Here is a 23,518-nt window from a genome sequence, read left to right as displayed (position 1 = left end):
ATTGAATATGACTCAGCAAACCTGTAAAAATTGTGGTCACCAAACCACTCACAACTATTGTGCACATTGCGGTCAAAAAACCTCTCTAGATACCTTAAGCACAGTAAAACTTCTGAAGGATTTGTCAGACGCAGTTTTTCAACTTAACCGAGGTTTGTTTTTCACGATCAAAGAAATGACCTTGCACCCAGCTGCTAGTATCACCCAATATTTAGCCGGCATGCGCACGCGTTACTCACAACCCATCACTTATGCCTTTACTTTGGCGACCTTGTTTTTTTTAATGACCAAACTCATGGGAAGCACTACCTTTATAGATCAGCTGTTTGAAGGTTATACAAACGCGGCTAACGACGAACAAAGTGGCGTTAGCGACTCGATGCAGGCACTTATAGAGTGGTTTTCGAGTAATTACGCATACACTACCTTGTTGCTAACACCGGTGTATGCGCTGTCTAGCTATATTGCCTTTGCAAATGCCAAGCGCCGATTTTTAGAACATGTAGTGCTGAATTTGTATATCACGGGCCACCAGTCTTTGATTTACGGCGCGTCTATCTTCCTTGCGCTTACCGGTATTAGGCAGGACATTGTTGAGCTGATGACTTTGCTGTTTTCAATGACCTATGCCATCATTGTATTTACGACATTTTTTAAGAAGAAACATGTAATATTGATGCTGTTACAAGCTCTTCTAACCTATGCGCTTTCAATAGTTTTCATATCACTTTTCATGGGTTTTAAGATATTCTTAATTACGGTTGTATGAGCATATTTATTACAGGTATGATGACTATTTAAACAGCTTCCACCTCAACAAATACGGTATCTCACACCATGCATAAGTGGCAAAAAATTACCCTGAAGATTGTGTTAGCAATTTCGCTAACCACTACCAGTATCTATTTTTTCGCGCCTTGGGAATATGCACTTTATTACATGAAACCTTTACCGGTGACAGTAGAGGCGGAGGTTCAGCAAGCGACCAAAAATGGTTTAGACGGGATAATCATATACTCACAAAGAGCCAGTGAGCCGGCACATATATACACAAGTGGTTGGCATAATCGCGCTGAACAAATACCGGCTTACGGCTCTGCACTTTTTAAAATCGCAAGCATTGCTAAATTATATGAGGCCGTTGCGGTAGCCAAATTAGCAGCCGCTGACCAGCTCGATTTAGACAAAACCCTCGCCGATTATCTACCCGACTTGGCGCAGCGAATCGAGTATGCAGATCAAATAACCATACGAATGATGGTAATGCATCGTAGCGGGATCCCTAACTTTACCGATCAAGATGGCTTTGATTGGGCATCAAGTTCGCTTGACACGTTGGCTTTAGCATTGGATAAACCCGCAGACTTCCAACCTGGGACTGATTACGCATATTCAAATACCAACTATCTGCTGTTGCAGATACTGATGAGCAAAACCTTAGGCTACGACTACACGCAATACATTGAAAACCACATTCTTACACCATTAAAACTGCACGATACCTACTTCTCTATTCATGAAGTCGACAATACGCGCTTAATGAGCGGTTATTATGTAGGTTATGAGGATGACCTCAAACACTTAGACCAGGGCTACGTAGCAAGCGCTGAAAACGTAGGTAGATTCATTCGAGCGCTCAATGACGGCACGTTGTTAAACAAACAAGAGCAAGCCATATACAGCAGCCTTTATGAATATGGGCATACAGGATGGGTACTTGGATATTCAAGCATAGCGAAGTATCACTCAGATATTGACACCGTTGTTGTTCAGTTCACAAACACGACTGGCGATGACCGCGTGATGCTCACCAACATTATATACAACCGCGTATTGAATATTTTGCGCAACCAGTCATGACTAAAATGTCGAGTGTCGTGAGTCCTTCAAAGAAGAACCACGCAGCAATCACAGTACAGTTGATATAAACGTTTCAATCAACGAGCCTATTGCCCACGAAAGTGGAATAGAAATAGCTACAAGCACGCCTTTTATGCTCTGAGGCAAATCAATTGGCCATTCTGATGCTTTGGAAACCTCTTGCTTTAATGCCACTAGCGAACTGAGCCTGCGCAATCTCTCCGGATCGTCGGTGAGCCTGCGCATATTAATTTGGCGGTGGTCAAAAATAACAAGCATTGAATTATTAATGCGTTCCAAGGCTTGTTGTTTTTGAAGCGCAATGCTCTTTTGTACTTTTATCACTGGGCGAAACAACAGCGAAACAATGGCAATCAGAACAACGATTATTAGCGCTTTATCTATAATGGGTATGTCTTTGTTTATCCAGAACACCGGAAAAAGCGCGAAGAAAAACACTGTCATAACCGTATTTGAAATCACCAAGTCTGATATTGGCAATAGTTTTTTATTACCAAATATGCCAATGCGCTCTTTATCTAAAAAGTGTTTTATGACCAAGCGGGTAATAAAAATTAACTGCAGTATGAGCAGCATACACATTGACCAAAATGGCACCGCAGAGACATTTAAAAATAGAATCAGCGGATCTAGGTCCACTGCCAGTAAACCTTCGGTGTATAAATAAACAAGCGTAATGGTAATACCAACCACCCAAGCGACTTTGAAATTTAACCACGAGCGTTTAACAAGTTTGTTTAACACCCATTTTTCTCTGCGAATTAGTTGATTTAAGGTTAAAAACTCATAAAGACAGAATCGTGCGCGCGCAAGCAAGTAGTAATTGCAAATAAAACTGTAGGCGGTAAGTAAGGGCATTCCGATTGCTGCATTTCGTTCTCTGTAAGTTGCTTGAGACTCAAATACACCTAAATAAAAGGCCGCTAGCACCATGATTGCAAAATATAAGACAGACAAGACAATCACTCTTGAAAGCGTCACGTTTTTCATGAGAAATCTTTGGATACGCGCTCTCATACAGGCACTACCACTTTGAGCATTTGACTCACCAAAGCAGCACCAACCCACGAAACAAAAGGCAGTAGCATTAGCATGACAAGTTTTGATGTAAATGGCAGGTTTATTGGGAAAAGGCTTGTTTCTGCAACCTCCTTCCTAACAAGCAACAGGTCGCTGATAAACTGCATACGGATATTGTCGTCGACCAAGCGTCTCGTCGATTTTGTTTCTGGCTGTCTTTGCAGTTGAATGTTTAATGATTCATTGAGGCGGTCGACGGTATTTTCTCGGCTCTCATAGAGTTTTGCTCTAACCACGACAAGTGGCCAAATCAAAAGCCCTAGGGTTAACATTAAAGCGGTGCTTATTAAGATAATATCAGCGAGTGGAATATTAATAACAACTACTTGCATCGCGTAAACCGAAACCAATGCACTAGCTACAGAAAAGCTCGCAAGCACAATATTGCTCAGGGGTTGCATTTTTTCGATTTCAAACAGGCGCACTCTGAGGTTCTTTGCAATATGCCTATGCATGAGCATATAAATTACGAGCACAGTGTAGGCAAAGCACAAAATTGAAATCCAGAGGGGCAGTGCTTGTAGCAGTAAAATGTAACGATATTGGTTGCCGGTATCGGCTAAGATTAATCCTTGCGAACTAAAGTATACAGCGACGACAAAAAGCATGATCCCAAATATGAACGGAAGAGCGCGTTTCACATTTGTGAGAATGATGTGTTTGAGGTAAATACTAACTTGTTCAAGCGTTCGTCCTCGCCTGTGTGCAATCAATACCGACATGTTTTGAGTAAACACGCGCACCAAAAAGCCCTGCCCAACAAAACAAAGAGTGGTTAATATGGGCAACACGACCGCCGCGCCAGCGTCTCGCGCCTCAATGGAATCTCTTGGGAAGTCAAAAGACATAAAACCCAGCAAATAGTTTACTAGGAGCATGGTTATGCAGAAAACTGTACCAATCTTGTATGTCATATTATGCATACTCAATTCGAAACGCTCCTAACGCCTAAAACTATTATTAAAAAGCAAAGCTTTGCAAATATCAATGTTCATGCATGCACGCGTATGTTACGCATTCCCGCAACATTGATTTTCTCATTTATTTTCACCAATAAAAAAGCAAGCCTTAAAGGCTTGCTTTTAATTCTTTGCATTATGAGTAAAGCGCATTATTAATTGCTTTACCATAAAAGTGTATGGCGTTTTTAGGCGCGGCTGATGAGCTTTTGCTTTCTCGCTCTCATTGCGATTAAACCACCCGCTAGCACGAACAAGGCTAAAGTAGATGGAGCAGACACCTCACGCCAAACTAGTAGGTCTTGCTTGCCTGGATCACCTACGCTGCTAAGTACAAATAACTCGTACTTGATAGGGCCAGTATACGCTTTAGCGTCAGCTAGAATCGAGCTAGTAGTGAACGTGGTAGTTTCGAAATTACCAGCGTCAAAATCACCTGGAAGTGCTTCATCATAAACCAGCTCCCATATAGATGCTTGAATTTCCCCACTTACTGTTCCATTAAAACCGAAACCTGGAAGGGAAGAAAGCAACTTTGCAATGGTGGTAACAGAGCTAACGGAAAGTACGTCTTCTGCTTTGACTAAGTCAAACACTGTGGTACTGCCGATACCAATAGACTCGTCTAATTCTACGCAAAATGCATAAATTTCGTTGTTAGCAACGCTATCAAGCCATGTTCCGCTTGTACCGACTTGTGACAAATCGTACATGCCAGCTCTGAATGTCCCGCCGAAATCTGGTGTGTCTAGATCGACGCTAACGTTTTTATAGCCGTTTGCAAAGCCGTCAAACTTAATCGTTACGGGCGTTGCATTAGCAGTGCTCATTGTGAATGTAGCGGCTAGGCTTAAAGCTGCAATTATGCTTTTTAGGTTTTTCATGTGTGTTTTCTCTCTTTATAATTTAGCTCTATCTTCAAACTTAGAGCTACTGCAATTACTTCTTATACACTGCTTAGCAGTTTTTGCGCCAATATTGTAAGCCGTTGAAGTTAAAGATTTTTAATGAAGTCAAAACTTGACAATAGCATGCATTGTAAAATTTTCTGACATGCGTGCTCGTTCACTAAACTACCCTGAATTTAATTCAAAATATAAGAATATAGGAACTATTACTGTTGGCTGAAGTCACGAGGAATTTCATCGCATACATGTCTCATGCTTTAGCCAATGAACAAGGCTAGCCGGCGGCGACGATCACTTTCGGTACTAATATAGACCGTCAATCAAATTTGCGAGCTGCCGTCTTAAGGCTGATTAAAACATTGAACGTATGATAGAGATTTATTGCTGAAGTGCTTTTAATAGAAAAGGGGCCCCTATAGAGCCCCTTATTGGTATGACCTTGTTTAATATGGTCTAAAAATATCTTCTTGTAAAACTCGCGCCAATCACGCCTAGAGCTAAGAGAAATATTGTTGCTGGTGCAGGCACGTATTCAATCACGTAGCCCCCATTTGTATAATTGCGATAAGTAGAAGGGGCATCGTTCCAACTGCCATCACCTCTGAAAAACGCGTATGCAAGTGCGTCTTCCGTTCCGCCGCTACCATTGTTTGGCTCACCGCTAGCCCAGTTAGTAAAACTCCACTCTTCACCAGTGATCCACTGCCAACCACCAATCGGTTCCATAGAACCAGCAGGTTGAAAAGCACCTAACCAGTACTGTGCGTCTCCAACGCCGAGGTTAAAAACAAAATCGCTTTCAGCTTGACTTGTAATAGTTGCTAAGTGCCCGCCTGCTTGCTCTGCTGCTAGTTTAGCATCATGCCACGTTATGCGTGGTGCAGACACCAACTGATATGAGTTACCGTTGCCACCAGACTCAGTTGTCCAAGTAAATATTGGGCTGGCTACTGCGTTGCTAACACCTAACGAGATTAAACCCAGACAAACCACTAATTTCTTACAAATTTTAAACATCGTTACTTCCATCATACTTCGATACCTTCCATGAACTGCAAAAATCGAGCCAATATAATATTCCATTATAATCATATACTTATAATTGCAGCCCTATGTGTTTGTAAATTTAGCTGACACCATAAACATTATATATTGTACATCGTCTAGCGGCTAATTCTTTATCAAAAAATGAGAGTATATAGACTCAGTACTCTTAATAATACTGCGTTTAAAGAAAAATCAGGCCCTATCTGTTACTTGCCAAGTTCATCAATTGGCCTCGCGATGTAGCGCAAACATATAGGTATCAACAATATTCGCACTCAGCCATTATCAATGGCCGTGGAGCATATTTTATATATTCGGGAGGTTTACTCGGAGTACTTTCGATTTGTTAAACATTACCTGCCTGTAAAGAAGCCTTGGGTTGAGTTAAATCGTTTGTTTGTGTGGATGGGGGTAGTTATTTTAATGGAAAAATAAACAGGGAAACCGACACAACAAGCCGACATAGTTGCCGGCTCAGGAATACTTAGGTTGTGCGTATTGCACTACCCTTTTGGCTTAGAAGCCATTTTGATAAACTCCAAATAACTGTTTAACGTTCTATCGCAATACTTCGTCTTTATGACCGTCGACCCATCTCCGGCTTCGTACACTCCTCCAAAAATGAATTGGCCAGTATGCTGTTCATTTGAAACTCGAGTAAACATGTAGTCTGGACGCTCTCCCCACATCAACACATAGTCGTTTTTCAAATCGGCACTTATTTTTTGCTCATCAAACACGCATAAATCTCCGCGAATGGGATATACAGCATCATCGGCTGCTAACCACTTTGCTCCCAAGCCAGATGCATTAAATACAATGACATCTTCATCAATAGATTTTACAAATTCACTTAGACTCTCAACTTCTTTTTTGGTTATCGGTACTTGCATATCCTTTAATGCGGCCATTAGCCGTGGCACATACATGCTTGTATCGATAAAAAAGGTGGAGGCTTGATACCCACCTATTGTAAATCCTTCTATTGGAAGTGTTTTATGCCACTTGACAGGCGTTTGTTCAAAGGGAAGGAAAAAATGTACTTCCGACACCAGAAGACTATTGGTGGGCACAAATAATTCAACGGGCCTTATGCCCCAAGCTTCTTCACTCACTAAACCGCTGAACCAATCTAGGGAGTCTGCTTGGATTTTAAAAAGGCGTTGTGAGCTTTTTTCATCAGAAGCAGAAATATCGTAGGGGTTCCAGAGCGCCGCGGCAACGCCTGAGACTATGTCGGGATACGTGTCTTTAGTCAGCACTTCTACCTCGATATTGCGCTGCGCCAGCATGTAGGCGATCGTCAAGCCGTTCACACCAGCCCCAATGACGATTACTTTGGTGTTGTCGTTAAACGTATCTTCCACAAGGCTGATAGCTTCGATTGCGCTTCCAGGTGATAGCGTCACGCCATAGCCACCGTGACCATAATTGTGCACCACTGTTTGTGAGCTTAAGGTTTCAGCTTCTATTCTAAACCCACCTTCTCGACCAGGGCGTAAACCAACTATGTGGCGATACTTGCCAACTTCGTTTTTCACAATGCTTTGGTCAGGGGGAGACGCATACAGTTTATCTGTTGCCTGAGCTGCCGGCATAAACAATACAACTGCAAGTAAAAATACAAATGAGCGCATGTGTAAAACCTTAGATTTAAAAATAGGAAGTCTGTCATACAGTAACCTAGCAAGGTACAAATAAATTTACAATCAGCAATGTTTAGCAAAAGTATCCTGTGCTGAGAGGTCTAGAAACATTCACCGCAAGAAAACAGACTATTTAACGGTTGGATGAAAGACAAGAAAAGCACGTGTTACGCGAGGCGACGAAAGACGTGTTGATTCCTCAAGTTTACAATCGTCAAAAGCATCCGTTTACAACCCCTCCTTCTCGGGATAAGAAAGACCCAATGTTGGCGTTTTATCACGATACCTTTGCATCTCAAGCGGCAAAAGAACAGCCTATTTACGACATAAAAATGGCTCAGATGGCGCTACATAACTTATTTCAATGCCCAGACGACAAAAGGATCGCCATTGAAGCAGGCTTGCAGCGAGTCGCGAGCGCAGTCATTATGCATGACAAGTTTCAAATGTGTTAACGCGCTGTATTTTGCAATACATTGGCAGTTTACAATTAATGTCGATGCAATCGCTTTACTAGTTGTCTATTGCTTACAGATGCTTTAATTTGTTGAAAAAACAACGAGGTCATCACATGAAGTATGTTGCAGTCGCCATCATCGTCGCGCTTGTTATCTTTTTCTTTATCAAAAGCGCCAGCAATAAAAAAGCAGCTGAAGCCAACTTAGAAATAGGCAAACAATTTTTAATTGAAAACAAACTCAGTGAAGAAGTCATCGAGACCGATTCGGGCTTACAATACACCGTAATGCAAAAAGGCGACGGACAGCAGCGCCCCACTGCGTCGTCCACCGTAAAAGTGCACTACCACGGCACCCTACTAGACGGCACTGTATTTGATAGCTCGGTAGAAAGAGGCGAACCCATTAGCTTCCCATTAAACCGCGTCATCAAAGGTTGGACAGAAGGCGTTCAATTAATGGTAGTGGGCGATAAATTTAAGTTTTTCATACCTGCTGAGCTGGCATATGGCAACAAGTCCGCCGGAAGCATTGAGCCTGGTTCAACCTTGGTATTTGAAGTTGAGTTACTAGGGATTGAATAACAAAATCCGATGGGGTGAGCACGTTTGTGTTTCTAAGAAAAGTAGATATTTAAACCAGATGAGCCATTTAAGAAAGACCCGCTAACAGCGGGTCTGGATGTAAATTTATAAACCGATACGCTTATCTTAACTTCGTCTTGTAAAAAACAAACCAACTAACGCCAAACCCAGCATCGTTAGTGCTGCCGGAGACGACACTGCTACGGTGCTAAACGTTAGATTATCCATACCAAAGCCATCGCCACTAGCTGTTGTTGTAAATACCGCTTGGGTAAATGTTTCTCCAGCATTGGCCACTACCCCCCACCACTCGGCACTATTACCTGTTTCACCTGTGGTTGAGACACTTGCGACAAAAACGCCTGCATTATATAAATCAATTGAAGTGTTAACTAACGCCCTATTATCGATGAAATAAGCACCAAAAAATGAGATGGGCGCTGCAAAATCCAAGGTTGCAACACTTTGAGTTGAGCCGTTCCATTCGACTCGTAAAGCGCGATTGCCTATTGGATTTGAGCCAAATACATCATCCTGGACTGTTAAACCGTTTGGAGTAGCACTCATGCTAACCCCTAAACTGGCAAATTGGTTGGTAATTGAAGTGCCTAACGCCGTAGACTCAAAATCGATTACAGTGGTGTCCATACTAGCGATTGCTGCATCAAAGCCAGATTTGTCATTGTCGTATTCGACTATTGCAGCAGTTGTGAATGAAGAATACAGGAGGGCAGAAACTATTGTGATAAAACTTAACTTTGAGAAGACGTTCATATTATGTTCCTTTTTATAGTAGTGACCGTGTTATGCATATTCCGCGCCCTATACGCAAACAATCGTAAGTTGTTGTATTTAATTGTTTTTTTAATATTAAATAGTCTTTACATAAAATGAATAGTGACTGTTGTAAATAAAGCTGACAGTTTTTTTATGCCAGCCGCCCAAGCAAATGGGGTAACACAAGCTCTCTGAACTCTATAATCACCGATGACATTACGTCTAAATGTTCAAATACATATTGATGAAGTTAATGCTTAAGCCTAACCGCCTCATCATTGAAGCAGTTCTTAATCTGATTAGAATGGGCGCATCACGATAATTTGTGAAGTCGTTATTTATGTTCTATTCTCATTCAACGTAAGTTTTTTTACAGTAAATAATATACATGTACGAAATCGACGTTACTAAAGTGACGGATAAAATAGAAGAGGAGGGAAAAGCTCTTATTATCTATGCATTTACTTCGGTTGGCGGTGCGGTACTCACCTTTTTTTGTACTCTTGCTTACCTTAACCAAAATCTACCATTGGCGATTGTTTTAACTACCGTTATCGTATTCATTCTACTTGCAGCGATCTTAACTTATTCATTTAATTGGGTGCATGAAATGACACTCGTGCTAGCAGTCATAATGCTGCTACTAGCGAACTATCTTGTCATTTCTGGGAGTGTTGAAGGAGCTGGTCCTTACTTTTCATTTCTTATTGCAACGCTGATGGTTCTCAGTTTAGGGCCTTATTTAGCCGTCGTTTTTATACTGCTATACTTAGGCTCGCAAACTTATTTTTTAACATCAGACTTCGCATTTGTTTATCCTTACCCCCCTTCTCATGTACTTAGAATTATAGTTGGACAAACAGCCCTATTGTTTATGATTTGCACAAGTGAATGGGTACGACGACACTCTTATTATCAAATGCAACTTAGCTCAGAGTCCCATTTTAAAATCGCTGTGACAGATGCGCTCACAGGCATTACCAATCTGTCGGTGTTGAGCAACACATTGAAAAATGGGAGCAGGAGAACACCTCTGGCATTATGATTCTGATAGATCTTGACCACTTCAAACACGTCAACGACAAATATGGACACCACACTGGTGACAAGGTCCTAATGGAGTTCGCCAAAACATTGAGAGCGAACACAAAAGGGCGTGATACCGTCGCTCGTTGGGGAGGTGAGGAATTCATATTATTGTTACCCGACACCACACTCGAAAATGCGGCTCAGCTATTGGACACTGTCAAATTGCGCTTCTCTCAAACCAAGTTTGTAGCTCAGCCTCATGAGTTTACCGTGACATTTAGCGCTGGTTTGGTTGAACTCAAACAGTCTGAAGAATGTGAAAGTGCATTAAAACGTGCAGATGAATTGCTATACCAAGCAAAAGCGGCTGGCAGAAATCGCGCGTTACATGATGGCATAAATCCCTTTTTTGCAGTTAACGCCTAATAGATAATAGTGTAATGCTTACTTATTGCTGTTGAGCACCGCTCAGCGACTTCAACGATGTTAGATTCACGGCCCTTGCTAGAAAATCATCAGTTTTTATCTTACGCAGCGATCATTGAACATGTATTTTAAGTACAAACAAACAAACATGATACTTAGAATGGATAATATAATGATGAAAGGTTTTGCCTGTGCTGCCGTTTTGCTTTGTTATATATTTTCCCCAAGCGTATATGCCGACTATGCATTGGGATGCGAAGACCCAAACTATCATCAATACATTGAAGCACAATTCGCTGCTGACGAGGCCAAAAATAGACGATTACTGGCCAGCACATGGCAAGATTATGTGCGCAGTGCACAAACAAGTGATAATCCTTATCAAGTTATCAGCGACTTAAGCCATCACCTTAAATATAGCGCTCAGTTTGATCCAGTTGAGGACGTGACCGCAAAAATAGCACTCGTATTCGACCATGCCGACGCCCTCAGTGTCGAGCAACAAATTGCCGGCAACATTTTTGATCGCTTCAGCAGCGAAACCCACGCCGTTGGTATTGCAAGAGCTTGGATAGCTTACAGAACCGGCAAACGCGACGAAGCCTTTGAAGAGCTATTGAAATCTATTGAGATCAGCGATTCCGCCGTATTAAGCTCCTTCGGCCCAGATTTTTACTTAGTTCGCCAAATGTATAGCGATGGGCATGTAGAGCCCGTAGTAGCGTATATCAATAAATCGGAAGAGTTTTGGAAAGGCCGGCGCCCTGACGGCTTGCGCTACGTATGGCAAGAAATGATAAAAGCCGATTGTAAAATTCAGTTTAACAGTGTTGATACCATTCAAGTGTTAGAACTCGGTCTGCGTGTCTTAGATGTGAAGAAAGACTATGGTCTGAGTCGCTAAGTAATATACGCTATTGTTGAGGCTGCTAATGCTTTTAGCACAGTATTGATATGCCAATTTTTGCGAGTGTTTATTTAGCAGAAGTGTAATATTTATCAATAATATCAGTGCAGTACACCAGTATTAACCACCGTATGCTTCTGCTCTTAAATGAAAACGTTTCCTGATTATTTTTTTATTGCACTGAAAAAATTTATCTGTAATATCAAGTCCGACCTATTGATTTGGTCATATAAAAATACTCATTTAAGGATAAAAAATGAAGAAACACATTATAGGAACAATCGCACTTGCCCTTCTTTCAACCAGCGCTTTAAGTCAGCAAACAGGTCCAAACCCATATAAAGATTGTGGTATTGGTGCGGCACTATTTGCAAACACACCATGGGCAGCCGTTACGTCTAACGTAATTTGGGATGTAGGAACAACAGCTGTTGTCTCAGCTACTGCTAGCCCAGAAACATGCAGTGGTTCTACTTACAAGACTGCCGTATTTATTAACGAAACGTATGAATCTCTAGAGCAAGATATGATTCAAGGTGAAGGTGAGTTCATCGATACGTTAGCAGATATCATGTCGTGCGATAGTGATACAGCTAAAGCGTTAACCGCTGAAGTCCGCCAGAACATCGCGACAAGCGATCTTTCAATCTCGCAAACACGTTTAGAAAAAGCAGAAAGCTTATATCTAAATGTTATGAGCACAAACGCTGCGAAAAGCTGCTCGACTCAATCATAATTATCGATGTTTGAAGTATGTTCAAAGGGCCGATTTTTATCGGCCCTTATTTGTGCTTTTGTGGCAATATTTTCACCAACTCTCCATGCTAGTAGTATCTCTGATGGTTTTATTGATCAGTTTACACGCGTAATGCATGCCCACCCTGTTGGCGCAAATACCTTTAAAAGTGAGTTTCTTGAGCCAGCGTTATATAGTGCTGACTCACAAACCTTTGTGCCTACTGAAGAGATTAAGGCGCTAAAAACGCATCTCGACACGCTAGCACAAGCACACACGCTGTCAGCATATTATTGCAAATACCCAGCTCGCTATCTTGTCATGCAATCGAATACTACAGATTTGCCTGAGCCTGACTACGCCTTGTGTCCTGAACTGTCTCCCTTTGTAGAGGATTTAGAAGATATATCCATTGTGTTTGCCGCCGGATACATGGGAAACCCTGCATCATACTTTGGGCATATGTTTATAAAACTAGGAAGAAAAGATACAAAACTAGCAAACGAAACGCTCAATATCGGTGCAAATGTTCCGGAAGGAGAAAACCCCGTTTTATATATGCTCAAGGGCTTGTTTGGTAGTTACGAAACTCAATACACTTCTACTTCTTATTACAAACAAAGTCATGCTTATCTGCAGCTTGAAGGGCGCGATTTATATGAATACAAACTAGCCTTAAGCGAACAAAACAAATTGTTTTTAAGCTTGCATCTTTATGAGTTGCAGAGCAGTAGGTTTACTTATTATTTTACACATAGAAACTGTGCCTACGAAATATATCGGTTTTTATACGCACTGCCCGATATGGCGGATATTGGAACAAAACCCTTGTTTTATCCGGTACACCTTATTGCATACTTGCAGCAGTATAATTTGGTAACAGGATTTGATTATACGCCTGCCAATAAGACCAAGTTTTCACAACTCTACTTTGATGCTGAACCTGCTACCAGAGCCCTGATAAAAGAAGCAATCGCGAAAATCCAAGCGGGTGTTGAAGTGCCTGAAATTGCGCAACACATTACCAAAGAAATTTCAGAAGCACTGCTGTTTTACGCGTATGCCCATCTTGATGAAGACGTAGACAAGATGATGCTGAACAAAATAAAAAGGTTAAGGTTATTTTTCTCAGCCGGTAAAGCATATGAAAACTCGAGTTTTGCTCAAAAGGATTTGACCGAACGTCCGCCCATTATGATATCTGCTGGCTTTACCAATTTAGGTGATGCAAATGGCATGAGACTGACCTTTCGTCCTGCTCACTATATTCAAACAGATCGAGCAGATGATGTATCTGCAGGTGGCAAACTAGTTTTTTTACAAACTTCTTTGTTTATAGGTGAAGAGATTTTACTCGACCAAATTGATATCGTGGATGTGCACAAGAGCGAAATTGGTAAAACTGGGCTATACGGGGACAATGAGCTCGAATGGGGTCTCAACGTTAATTACCGCAATGTATATAATGATATGGGCCGCTTTGATGATGTATTATCTGCAAGCGGCTATATAGGCGATGTGTATTTTGCGGGTAAAAACACGTGGCTGCAATACGGTATCAAAGGCGGTATCCGTAACAATGTAGCTAGCAACGGCAGTATGTTCGTGGTTCCAACCGTTACGATGGTCAGCGAGCAAAACAATAATGTGAATATGATGATAAGCGTCGGGCATGAATTTGGCTTTTACCAAGCAAGTCAGCAAGGCGTAAACCTTGAAATCGCTGCAAATGTTAAAGTGAACAATTCAAGCGCTATTTCTGCAACCTTGGAGCAAGATTTATTCGGTAGGACGCTTTCGCTGACCTATCACCATTACTTTTAAAATGAGCATATGTTTGTGTAACGCTTAACTGAGTGAAAGTTTTCTATACACAAACGCAAATTGAGCTTGTTTAGGTATGCGAAACGCCGCACTGAACCCTCAACATTTAGCTACTCATGACGATATAACTATATAAGAAGTAGCACTTTTTATACGAGCTGCTGTGTTAATGCGCAGGGGCTTTGTCGTTTTTCGCATTTTAAAACAAGTGAGTATGCGTTATTAATGGGTATGATTTTCTCATTTCAAGCTATGGTTTTTAGCAAGCTTTTGCCTTGCGTAGCGAAAACAAAAGCATTGCAGATGATGACCGTTTTTGCGGCGCATCGGCGCACGCGCGCCCGCGGCTGTGTCTCATTGCCGATGGTATGCGCATTGCTGTTTGTAAGTCATGTCATATTCTTAAACAAAGCCACCGCATTTCAGGGTGCGCCTGTGTTAAGCACCCCCACATCCGAATTCCGCTTTGATGAAATCGAATACACCCCTCCTTCCAACACCGTAATAGACAGTATAGGCGGTCTCGATGGGCAGGCTTTTTCGGCAAGCACCACCACTGGGAAGCTATGCAACGCGTTAGATTTAAGTGCCACAGGCACCAGTGATTACGTTGAATTAAACAATGCCATTGGTGATGGAGTAAGTGATTTTACGATTTCGCTGTGGACAAAAACTACAAAAACGGGGTTTAGCTCTTATGTTTCGGGCGCTGGGAGCAGTGCCGCTAACGAATTGATATTTTGGTCAGCTCATACAAGCTTCAGTCCGTACCTCCAGAATGCTGTGAATGGCTCCGTAAGCATGTCGTCTATCGCCGATGATACATGGCATCACTTAGTCTGGACGCGAAGCGGAACGAACAACTGCTTATATCGCGACAAAGTATTTCAGGGCTGCGTTACCTTAAACACGGGCTCTTTGAGCATCGCCAGTATCATTATAGGGCAAGAACAAGATAGCATTGGCGGTAGTTTCGATCCCAATCAAAGTGTTGATGGCCTGATAGACGAGCTCTTGTTTTTTGATGAAGCCATATCCGCTAGCGATATTGAAGCCATTTATGATAATCAAAACGCAGGGCTTAACTATGATGGTAGTGCTCGCAGTTGCCCATTATCAACTGAGCAGCTCAACTATCGATTTGATGAAAATAGCTGGACGGGCCTTGCAGGTGAAGTTGTAGATACGTCTATCAATAGCGTCAATGGACAAGCTATAGGCGATGCGTCAACAGTTCGCCCCGGTCAAATTTGCAGCGCAGCAATCTTCGATGGCACGGGAGACTACATAGAAGCAAACGGCATCGATGCCTATCTTCGTGACAGCGCCAGCCTGTCATTTTGGATCAATACTACCCAAGTGGGCAATAATACCCCATGGGTTGCCCCTGGAATAACCGGTAATGAGCAAGCCGGTGGCGCTGACGATATTTTTTGGGGCTTTTTGGACGGCTCTGGGCATTTAAATATGCAAAAAGGCAATGGCGCAGCAGCGCGTACTAGCACCCCTATCAATGATGGCGTTTGGCGTCATATTGTGATGACATGGGACAGCGTCAGTGGACAGGCCGAAATGTACGTTAACGGTGTTTTAAATGACACAGTACTGAGTGAAACGGGGGTTGTTACAACCTCTTTTTCAAGCATTGGCAGAATAGAGGGAAGCTCAAGTACAACGAATTTCATAGGTCAACTAGACGAATTTATCGTTTATGACTCGGTGATATCGCAAAGCCAAGTTACCACTATTTATAACAATCAATTGGCACGAAACAACGCCGACGGCACACCAAGAGCCTGCCCTGTTGAACTGCAAGCGGGCCAAGTTACGCTGCGCAATACCTCTGACGAACCTGGGTTTACTTCTGTATGTTTTGATAGGCCGTTTTCCCAAGTTCCTCGCGTGTTTAGCATTCCGGCGACCGCAAGTGCCACTGATTATTTAGCGCTTAGGATTCGTAATGTCAGCACAACCGGTTTTGAGATCGCGCAAGTAGAATCGCCCGAACGAGCGAACCCGAACACACCAGAAGGTAACCTATCTCAAGTTGTCGATTTTATCGCAATACCAGAGGGTGACTATGAGTTAGACGGTGGCGCTATGATGCGCATAGGCTCAGTGCAAACTATTACATCTCAAGCACGCAGACTACCTGGGAGCGCTTTCGATAGAGTATCAATAAGCGATTTAGGCTTTACACAAAACCCCGCGATTATTGCCTCCATTCAAACCATGAACAATGAGAGCAACCCCTTTCCCATCTCCGAGCCTTTTTTAGCCACAACAGTTGATAATGTAACTAACAACAGATTTGATATTGCGCTTGAGCGCGCAGAAACAAATACTGGAGATATCACAAATAACGAGGTTATAGCTTATATGGCGGTTACAAGTGATGCTCAGGGGCAACTAACCAACGACATTGGTTACGAAACCTTTGTCACACCCGATAATATAAATGGTGTAATTAACTGCAGAACTTATGATTTCACCGGTTCATACAGCACTAACCCTTTGGTTGTAGCAAGCCAAAATACACGCGATGGCGGCGATGGCGGCTGGGTAAAACGCTGTTCAATATCGCCAAATAATGTAGGTTTCAGTATTGTTGAAGATGGCGATAATGACATTGACAATAGCCATACCACTGAAGTCGTTGGCGGCATTGCCCTATCTGGCAGTTTCACTAATCAAACTTGCGCGGTGCAAAGTGAGATTATTCATCATTACGAAATTGTGCATGATGGACAAGGCCTTACTTGCGATACCGAGTCAGTCACAATACGAGCGTGTGCCAACGAAAGCTGCTCTAACTTGAGTTCGCAATTAGTTACATTAGACTTTTTGGCTGATGGCGCGTTAATTGAGACACTCTCTTTTACCGGTAGCACTAACGTCAATGTCGACCAAACTACACCAGATATATTAACCTACTCGCTGACTAATACGTCTATATTGGCGTCAAACCCTGTTGAGTGTATCGATGGCAGCGGCAACTCTTGCGATATGGAGTTTACTGACGCTGGCTTTCGCTTCCTTTACGGCGCTACTAACAGCCCTGTTGTGCCCAATCAATTATCAGGCATTGCCTTTGCCGACACACTAAAAATACAGGCAGTTGAAAACAATAATGGCGTTTGCTCAGCACTTTTCACAGGTAATCAAAGCGTTGAACTGGCGCAAGAAAACGTTCAGCCAGGTGGTGTAAGTGGACTAAATTTCACAGTATCTGGCAATACCATTGCCAAGCATCCATCGACTACCGCCGTTAGCTTGAGCTTTGGGGCCGATAGTATTGCAACCCTCCCTACCCCAATCTATAACGATGCAGGGCAAATTCGCATTCAGGCAAACTATAACATTGGCGGTATTAACCTTCGCGGTAACAGCAACACATTTTGGGTGAGCCCAACGGAGTTAGTGGTGAGCGCCAGCGCCGCTGGAGTTTCTATTAATGGAGCGAATGCGAACGCAGCGATAACTCATGGCGCGGGTGATGAATTTGACTTAAGCGTCATTGCATACAACGGTGCATCACCTAGAGCCATCACGCAAAACTATCAGCCTGGGCAAATGCAGTTTCAGCTTAATCGTGTTGCACCTAGCTTAGCCGGCAGCGCGAACGGTACTTTCCAGTATTCCGCCAGCCCGCCTATTAGCGCGGGTGTGGGCGCATCATTCCAAGATGTGACCTTAAATAGTTTTAGTAACGGCGTGTCACTTTACAACGCCGCGACTTATTCAGAAGTAGGCGTGATCAATCTAGATGTGCAAGATAGCAACTATGGTAATGCCGGAATTACTATCCCAGCGAGCAGCATAAATATTGGACGTTTCGTACCGCATTATTTTACCCAAACGGTTGCAGATAATGGGGTGTTAACCGCTAGTTGTGGCCTTAATACCGGCTTTTTTGCCTATAGCGGGCAGCGCAACGAAAGCAACAATACCCTTGGTGCTATTTCTTACTTGAGCAATCCGATAATGGCCATTACTGCCTTTAATAAGCAGGGCAATATCACGCAAAATTACTTCCAAGATACTCAAGGAAGCGCCAATGATTTTATGAAGCTGCGCCCCTCTGATATTAGTATTGCACCACCTAGCGCAGACCAAGTAGCAACGGGGGTTAATGGTATTAACCTTCCGGTCGTTGCCAACCTAAATGCGGGTATTATCAGTCAAAATGACTTAACCGCGCTGCCTAACACCGTGGCGCTACCTAGAGGCGTTTTACACTATCAACTATCCGACGCGGATAATTTTTATTACGTGCGCTCGACCAATGCATTAGTCAGCCCGTTTATTGCAGATATTGATATGTCAGTAGCCAATATTGTGGACCCTGATAATGTCAGCGCCATTAGTACACAAGCACTCTCACCTACCGGTCTAGAAATTCGCTTTGGCAGACAAGTGCTAGAAAACAGTTTTGGGCCAGAAACCTCTAACTTCCCACAAATTATGTCAACCGAGCACTTTGACACAAACCGATTTATTACTAGCCTTGATAATAACTGTACCAGCTATTCTGCCAGTAGAATTAGCTTAACCAATATCAGTCTTGACCCAGCCCTAACAAGTCTTATCGGTGGCCCCGGTAGCTTTGTTTCGGGGCAAACGCAAGCCATCCAATTTGTCGCACCAGGTGCGGGTAATCAAGGGCAGTTGGGCGTCACGTACGATACTTATGATTGGCTTAAGTATGATTGGGATAACGACGGTGTATTTGATGAAAACCCAACAGCGGTGGCAACGTTTGGATTATTTAGAGGAGATGATCGCTTTTTACACTGGCGGGAATCTTTGTAAGCAACCAACAAAAAAGGCAGCGTTACGCTGCCTTTTGTCATTTTACACGCGTCTAATCGAACTGGTAAGACACCGACAGCCCAAATAAACGAGGCTGGTTAGGATACGCATTGAAGCTCCCTGCCTGAATTGGCGGTGGGAAAGCCGTTAAGAAAAACTCATCATTATTTAAATTACGCACCCATACTTGGAAACTTAAACCGTTATCCATGCTCAAACCGGCACTCGCATTAAAGGTACTCACTTCGCGAGTTAACTCAGGCGGAACGTTAGACACTAACTCGATTTCACTTTCATATTGATAATCTAACCGCACATAACCAAACATGCCATTGTCTAAATCATAGTTGTAAGTAATGCCCGCGTTAAAGCTACGCTCATGAATACCAAACGGCTGTTGACCAGTTAAATCAATTGGCCCGTTAATACCAGATGCACCTACAAAAGAGTCATAAACTGGGTCAAGTATGATACCCGCAAAGGTTAAATCTATGGAATCAGTAGGACGATACACTGAGTCAAACTCAATACCCTTAGTCGATTGTTGACCTGCATTTGCCAGTACAAACCCAGTTCCTACAAAAGTACTAGACTGAAAGCCCTCAATGGTTTGGTCGAATATGGTCGCGTTGAATGCCCCATCTCTAAAGCGAGTTTTAACGCCCAGCTCGTAGACCTTACTTTCTTCAGGGCCGGCAAAACGCGTACCGTAGCTTTGGTTGTTTTCCAATAAACCAGCTGCGTCTAATGCGGCTTGATCACTTGGAAAGGGTCGCGTATCGCGAGACAGGTTCCATGAAGTGGCTTTAAAACCGGTTGCCGCTGTCGCAAAGAAGCTTACATTACGGTTAAGTTCATAGGCTAAACGCAAACTCCATGTGGTTTTACTATCGTTGCTGTTTCCGTCTTCAATCGCATTAGGGAAAATAAGCTGTTGAGGCAGGAACTGCACGCCCTGTAAAGTGGGTACAAACGGCGCCAAATCCGGAATTGCGCTCACCGGCACATTAAAGAGCGTTGGCGTAGCATTTAAGTCAATCGCCGAAAGTGCTTCAGTATTCGTTTGGTTTACCGTCACATCCTTTTCATCATTAGTGTAGCTCAAGCCGAGCGTCGCAGTTAATTGCTCCGTAAGGTCATAATCTAAGCTAACAAACAACGAATAGGCTGTGTTATCTTGCATAAAGTTGGTATCAATCTGCGGACCTGCGCCAAAGAATGTGCCAGGCGCTAAACCAAACACCCCTTCTACGCCACCTAGCAAAGGCGCTAATCCCAAGGCATTAAAATAAGGTCTTGTACCATCACCATAAAAAAGTGTATCGCCTGTGTCTACTTGTTCATCAAAGTAGAAACCACCAACCATCCAGTCGAAGGTATTGTCACCATTCGACGTCAAACGAAACTCTTGGGTAAAGGTATCGATATCGGTGCGACCATCCTCAGTCAAAATATCAAGAGAGGTGTAGTCAACGTCTGAAAAATAACCCGATTTATTATTTCTAAACGCTGAGATAGAGGTCAATGCGAAGCTACCGTAGTCCACATCAATTTGCATCGACACACCGCCATCCTCTACCGTATTGTCCGAGTCAGTATTCAGCGCTGACTCATATGCAAATGGGTCATCCGTATCTAGTACCACGCCGCCAAGGGCTCTGACTGCTGCAGTCGTTGGACCGTTAATCACGTCAGCGACGGTACAGCAACGTTCATCAATCTCGCTATAATCGGCAATAATACGCACCACTACGTCCGACGATGGCTCGTACAATGCCTGACCGCGGATATTCCAACGGTCGCGGTTGTTCAGATCACCCAAGCCAACCACACTGTCGGTAAATCCGTCACGCTTGTTGATGCCGCCAGATAAACTCACCGCGAGCGTCTCACTTATTCCATTAGATACATAGCCTTTTAATATGCGCTGATTGTAATTGCCAATCGTAAGTTCTGTTTTACCTTCTAGGCTGTATGTAGGCGCAGCGGTTCTGACATTGATAACCCCAGCTGATGCGTTTTTACCAAACAAGGTACTTTGCGGCCCAGATAATATTTCAACTTGCTCCAAACGCGGTAAGTCACCAATTTGCGCGGCAGCGCGTGAGCGATATACGCCGTCGATGAATACCCCCACCGAAGGTTCAATGCCTGTGTTATTCGTACCATTACCAAATCCGCGAATGGCAAAGTTAGTGTTAGTAGAGCGTTGTAAGGGCGTCACGCGTAAGGTAGGAACAATGCTTTGCAAATCACCGATGTCGAGCACTTTTGTTTGCTCAATATCTTCAGCGCTAGTCACTGAGATAGCAATTGGCGTTTCTTGAAGACCAGTAGAGCGCTTTGATGCCGTAACCATAATGACTTCAAATTCGTCATCGGCCTGCTCCGCTCCTTGTGCATCTTGTGTTTCTTGGGCGCCTGCAACATTGCTCATAAGGCCTAAAGACAAGGCGATGATAGCGGCTAGCGGCTTTGGTGAAAATTTATCTGACAGTTCCTGAATCATTGTGTGCTCTCATAGTGATAAGAATATGCTTTTATTATTATGTGTCGTGTGTGCAAGTGGCTTTTATCTAAAAACACCGCAAAACGCCGACGCTAAGCAATCTATCAAACAATGAGATAAAAAGTAAAAGATATGTTTGTAAAATGTTAACGAACAGGCAGCACTTCCCTTATGAGTCAAATAAAAGTTGCAACAATTTTAAGAAAATCAATGAGTAAACTCTGAAAACTCGGCTATGAAAGTACTATTTATATTGATTATAGATCAACATTAACCAAACAGATGCACATATGCTGTGCATCATCGATGACTAGCTGCGTAGGTCCTGTTCGAATTCTCGAGGCGACACAATATAGCCGTCATCTTCGGTCAGCGGAAATGCTACGATTTCAACTTCGTCCCCTATCAACCCATCGGTCCATCTGCTTTTCCATACCTGCAAACTAATTGCGCTAGGTTCGCACGCTTCCCAGTCGCCGCTCGCCCATTGTTTGGCAAACTCATAACTTGGCCAGACCGGCACGCAATCTTCGTCTTCGGTATTGAGCATAACGCAGCCATGCTCATCGGTAAGGATCCAAACCTCTTGGGTGTGTAAAACTTGTTTAATAAGATAAGCGTAGCGCTTGTCGGGGCTCAAGGCTTGTATGTCATTGATAGATGCTGACAAGATATTACTCCACGATAAAAGGTCGTATAAGGTGTGTTGGTCGATTTATGCTAAAAAACACTTCTATTTTAGCTTTAAAATACCAATTAATACACAAATTGCACCGCCCACCATGGCGGCCCATGCTTCGATAGGTGTGTCGCCACTAAAAGCGCGAGTGATTTGAGATTGAGCAGAATCATATACGTCATATCCCCAAAATCCAAGCGCAATACCAACTACGATAAGTACTATGCCAATGTATTTGTTTTTCATGTTTTTTCCTTGGCTCTATGCATTAGTTTCAAAACGGGAATCGTGCACAATTTTGGTAGATTGAATCGGACACGGCCAATTGCATTTCACATTAGCACTGCTTGCATTGATTGTGCTAGTGTTGCTGATGACACCTATTTTTACTGTATCACAACGTTTACTTGGATTGCTCTTTATGACCCACCTTAAATCATCACGTATGTTTGCAAATTTTGCGCTGCTCGTTTCAGCTCTTTTCTTATTGCAAGCTTGTGCAACGCATGAACAAACGACTATTTTGCCAAAATATACCTACACATCGAGCGAGACTGCGACAAACCAAATTGATGCGATGCTCACGCAAGCAAAAACTGAGAATAAGCTTGCAATGGTGGTACTAGGGGCCAGCTGGTGTCATGACAGCGTGGGACTGCAACAGAATTTTTCCAACCCAAAGATGCATGCCCTGCTAGAGGAAAAATATGTCACGCGATTTATTGATGTGGGATATTTAGATGACTTACGCCATATCACGCAGCGCTTTGGTTATCCTGCATACTTTGGCACGCCAACGGTACTGGTTATCGAACCTCATACACAAACGCTGTTAAATCATGAGCAAGTAAGTATATGGCAATCGGCAGACAGCGTGCCTTTTGATGAATATGTAGCTCATTTTCAAAGCTTTTCGTTGAATGAGTCAACCCCCACAAAGTCACCTGCCGTTAACCACCAAGCGCTCGCTGACTTTGAACAAGCGCAAATACAAAGGCTCTTTGCTGCCTATGCGATTCTTGGTCCACAGCTACAGGCCGATGAAGAAGGTACACTTGAAGATAAAGACGCTTTTTACACTCAATGGCGCAGTGTTTATCAATTTCGCACACAATTACAAGCTGATCTTGTGGCGTTAAAACAACAGGCTTATCAAAGCGCTGCACAAGGCAATGAGGTCAACCTCTCATTCCCTGAATATCCGCCGTTTGCTTGGGAGTAAACAAAACTGATAAAGCACAAGCGCTCATAACGCG

The 23,518-nt window shown here is 43.0% G+C and carries 20 protein-coding genes; 11 read left to right on the top strand and 9 right to left on the bottom strand.

Annotated elements, in window-relative coordinates; translation table 11 throughout:
- The first annotated feature begins 121 nt into the window (after positions 1-121).
- Positions 122-769, top strand: a complete 648-nt coding sequence (locus tag KJ365_RS04655; RefSeq protein ID WP_214450466.1) for a DUF3667 domain-containing protein — start codon at positions 122-124, stop codon at positions 767-769.
- A 68-nt stretch (positions 770-837) separates the two neighbouring features.
- Positions 838-1,860 carry a serine hydrolase domain-containing protein gene (locus KJ365_RS04650; protein WP_214450465.1) on the top strand — a complete coding sequence of 341 codons (1,023 nt, stop codon included), beginning with the start codon at positions 838-840 and terminating at the stop codon, positions 1,858-1,860.
- A gap of 48 nt (positions 1,861-1,908) precedes the next feature.
- On the opposite strand, the gene KJ365_RS04645 is transcribed toward KJ365_RS04650, so the two are convergent.
- The 5 genes from KJ365_RS04645 to KJ365_RS04625 form a co-directional block, all read right to left on the bottom strand.
- On the bottom strand, positions 1,909-2,871 hold the full coding sequence (locus KJ365_RS04645) for a hypothetical protein (protein WP_214450464.1): 963 nt from the start codon (positions 2,869-2,871) through the stop codon (positions 1,909-1,911).
- A 23-nt stretch (positions 2,872-2,894) separates the two neighbouring features.
- On the bottom strand, positions 2,895-3,839 hold the full coding sequence (locus tag KJ365_RS04640; RefSeq protein WP_214450463.1) for a hypothetical protein: 945 nt from the start codon (positions 3,837-3,839) through the stop codon (positions 2,895-2,897).
- A gap of 269 nt (positions 3,840-4,108) precedes the next feature.
- Positions 4,109-4,804 (bottom strand): hypothetical protein, encoded by a 696-nt coding sequence (locus tag KJ365_RS04635; RefSeq protein ID WP_214450462.1) that lies wholly within the window; start codon positions 4,802-4,804, stop codon positions 4,109-4,111.
- 477 nt (positions 4,805-5,281) lie between these two features.
- Positions 5,282-5,845, bottom strand: a complete 564-nt coding sequence (locus tag KJ365_RS04630) for a lectin-like protein (RefSeq protein WP_214450461.1) — start codon at positions 5,843-5,845, stop codon at positions 5,282-5,284.
- Between the two features lie 533 nt (positions 5,846-6,378).
- Positions 6,379-7,512, bottom strand: coding sequence for an FAD-dependent oxidoreductase (locus KJ365_RS04625; RefSeq protein ID WP_214450460.1), 1,134 nt, complete (start codon positions 7,510-7,512; stop codon positions 6,379-6,381).
- A gap of 149 nt (positions 7,513-7,661) precedes the next feature.
- Here KJ365_RS04625 and KJ365_RS04620 point away from each other — a divergent pair, with 149 nt between their 5' ends.
- Together KJ365_RS04620 and bamJ are read left to right on the top strand one after the other, a co-directional pair.
- Positions 7,662-7,976, top strand: coding sequence for an asparagine synthase-related protein (locus tag KJ365_RS04620; protein ID WP_214450459.1), 315 nt, complete (start codon positions 7,662-7,664; stop codon positions 7,974-7,976).
- Positions 7,977-8,092: 116 nt separating this feature from the next.
- Positions 8,093-8,563 carry a BamJ family beta-barrel-assembly machinery protein gene (bamJ, locus tag KJ365_RS04615; RefSeq protein WP_214450458.1) on the top strand — a complete coding sequence of 157 codons (471 nt, stop codon included), beginning with the start codon at positions 8,093-8,095 and terminating at the stop codon, positions 8,561-8,563.
- Between the two features lie 126 nt (positions 8,564-8,689).
- Here bamJ and KJ365_RS04610 read toward each other — a convergent pair whose 3' ends face one another.
- Positions 8,690-9,337 carry a hypothetical protein gene (locus tag KJ365_RS04610; protein ID WP_214450457.1) on the bottom strand — a complete coding sequence of 216 codons (648 nt, stop codon included), beginning with the start codon at positions 9,335-9,337 and terminating at the stop codon, positions 8,690-8,692.
- Between the two features lie 391 nt (positions 9,338-9,728).
- Between KJ365_RS04610 and KJ365_RS04605 the strand changes: the two genes are divergently transcribed.
- The 6 genes from KJ365_RS04605 (at position 9,729) to KJ365_RS04580 (ending at position 19,074) form a co-directional block, all read left to right on the top strand.
- Entirely contained in the window at positions 9,729-10,385 is a 657-nt protein-coding gene (locus KJ365_RS04605; RefSeq protein ID WP_214450456.1) for a hypothetical protein, read from the top strand.
- Entirely contained in the window at positions 10,382-10,795 is a 414-nt protein-coding gene (locus KJ365_RS04600) for a GGDEF domain-containing protein (protein ID WP_250884015.1), read from the top strand. Before KJ365_RS04605 ends, KJ365_RS04600 begins: the two co-directional genes overlap by 4 nt.
- A gap of 172 nt (positions 10,796-10,967) precedes the next feature.
- A complete protein-coding gene (locus tag KJ365_RS04595; RefSeq protein WP_214450455.1) occupies positions 10,968-11,699 on the top strand; it encodes a hypothetical protein in 732 nt (243 codons plus the stop codon).
- A gap of 259 nt (positions 11,700-11,958) precedes the next feature.
- A complete protein-coding gene (locus KJ365_RS04590) occupies positions 11,959-12,438 on the top strand; it encodes a DUF3015 family protein (protein ID WP_214450454.1) in 480 nt (159 codons plus the stop codon).
- Positions 12,439-12,498: 60 nt separating this feature from the next.
- On the top strand, positions 12,499-14,262 hold the full coding sequence (locus KJ365_RS04585; protein ID WP_214450453.1) for an Lnb N-terminal periplasmic domain-containing protein: 1,764 nt from the start codon (positions 12,499-12,501) through the stop codon (positions 14,260-14,262).
- Between the two features lie 303 nt (positions 14,263-14,565).
- Positions 14,566-19,074 (top strand): LamG-like jellyroll fold domain-containing protein, encoded by a 4,509-nt coding sequence (locus KJ365_RS04580; RefSeq protein WP_214450452.1) that lies wholly within the window; start codon positions 14,566-14,568, stop codon positions 19,072-19,074.
- 52 nt (positions 19,075-19,126) lie between these two features.
- On the opposite strand, the gene KJ365_RS04575 is transcribed toward KJ365_RS04580, so the two are convergent.
- From KJ365_RS04575 to KJ365_RS04565, 3 genes are all read right to left on the bottom strand, one after another.
- The gene (locus tag KJ365_RS04575) at positions 19,127-21,583 is read right to left on the bottom strand and encodes a TonB-dependent receptor (protein WP_214450451.1); all 2,457 of its coding nucleotides are present in this window, start codon (positions 21,581-21,583) and stop codon (positions 19,127-19,129) included.
- Between the two features lie 310 nt (positions 21,584-21,893).
- Entirely contained in the window at positions 21,894-22,253 is a 360-nt protein-coding gene (locus KJ365_RS04570) for a DUF2750 domain-containing protein (RefSeq protein WP_214450450.1), read from the bottom strand.
- A 63-nt stretch (positions 22,254-22,316) separates the two neighbouring features.
- Positions 22,317-22,508, bottom strand: coding sequence for a DUF3185 family protein (locus tag KJ365_RS04565; protein ID WP_214450449.1), 192 nt, complete (start codon positions 22,506-22,508; stop codon positions 22,317-22,319).
- Between the two features lie 79 nt (positions 22,509-22,587).
- On the opposite strand from KJ365_RS04565, the gene KJ365_RS04560 reads away from it, so the two are divergent.
- Positions 22,588-23,484 carry a thioredoxin family protein gene (locus tag KJ365_RS04560; protein WP_214450448.1) on the top strand — a complete coding sequence of 299 codons (897 nt, stop codon included), beginning with the start codon at positions 22,588-22,590 and terminating at the stop codon, positions 23,482-23,484.
- Positions 23,485-23,518 lie beyond the last annotated feature (34 nt).

This window comes from Glaciecola sp. XM2, assembly GCF_018595715.1.
GTDB lineage: Bacteria > Pseudomonadota > Gammaproteobacteria > Enterobacterales > Alteromonadaceae > Glaciecola.
This window is presented reverse-complemented; position numbering and strand designations above follow the sequence as displayed.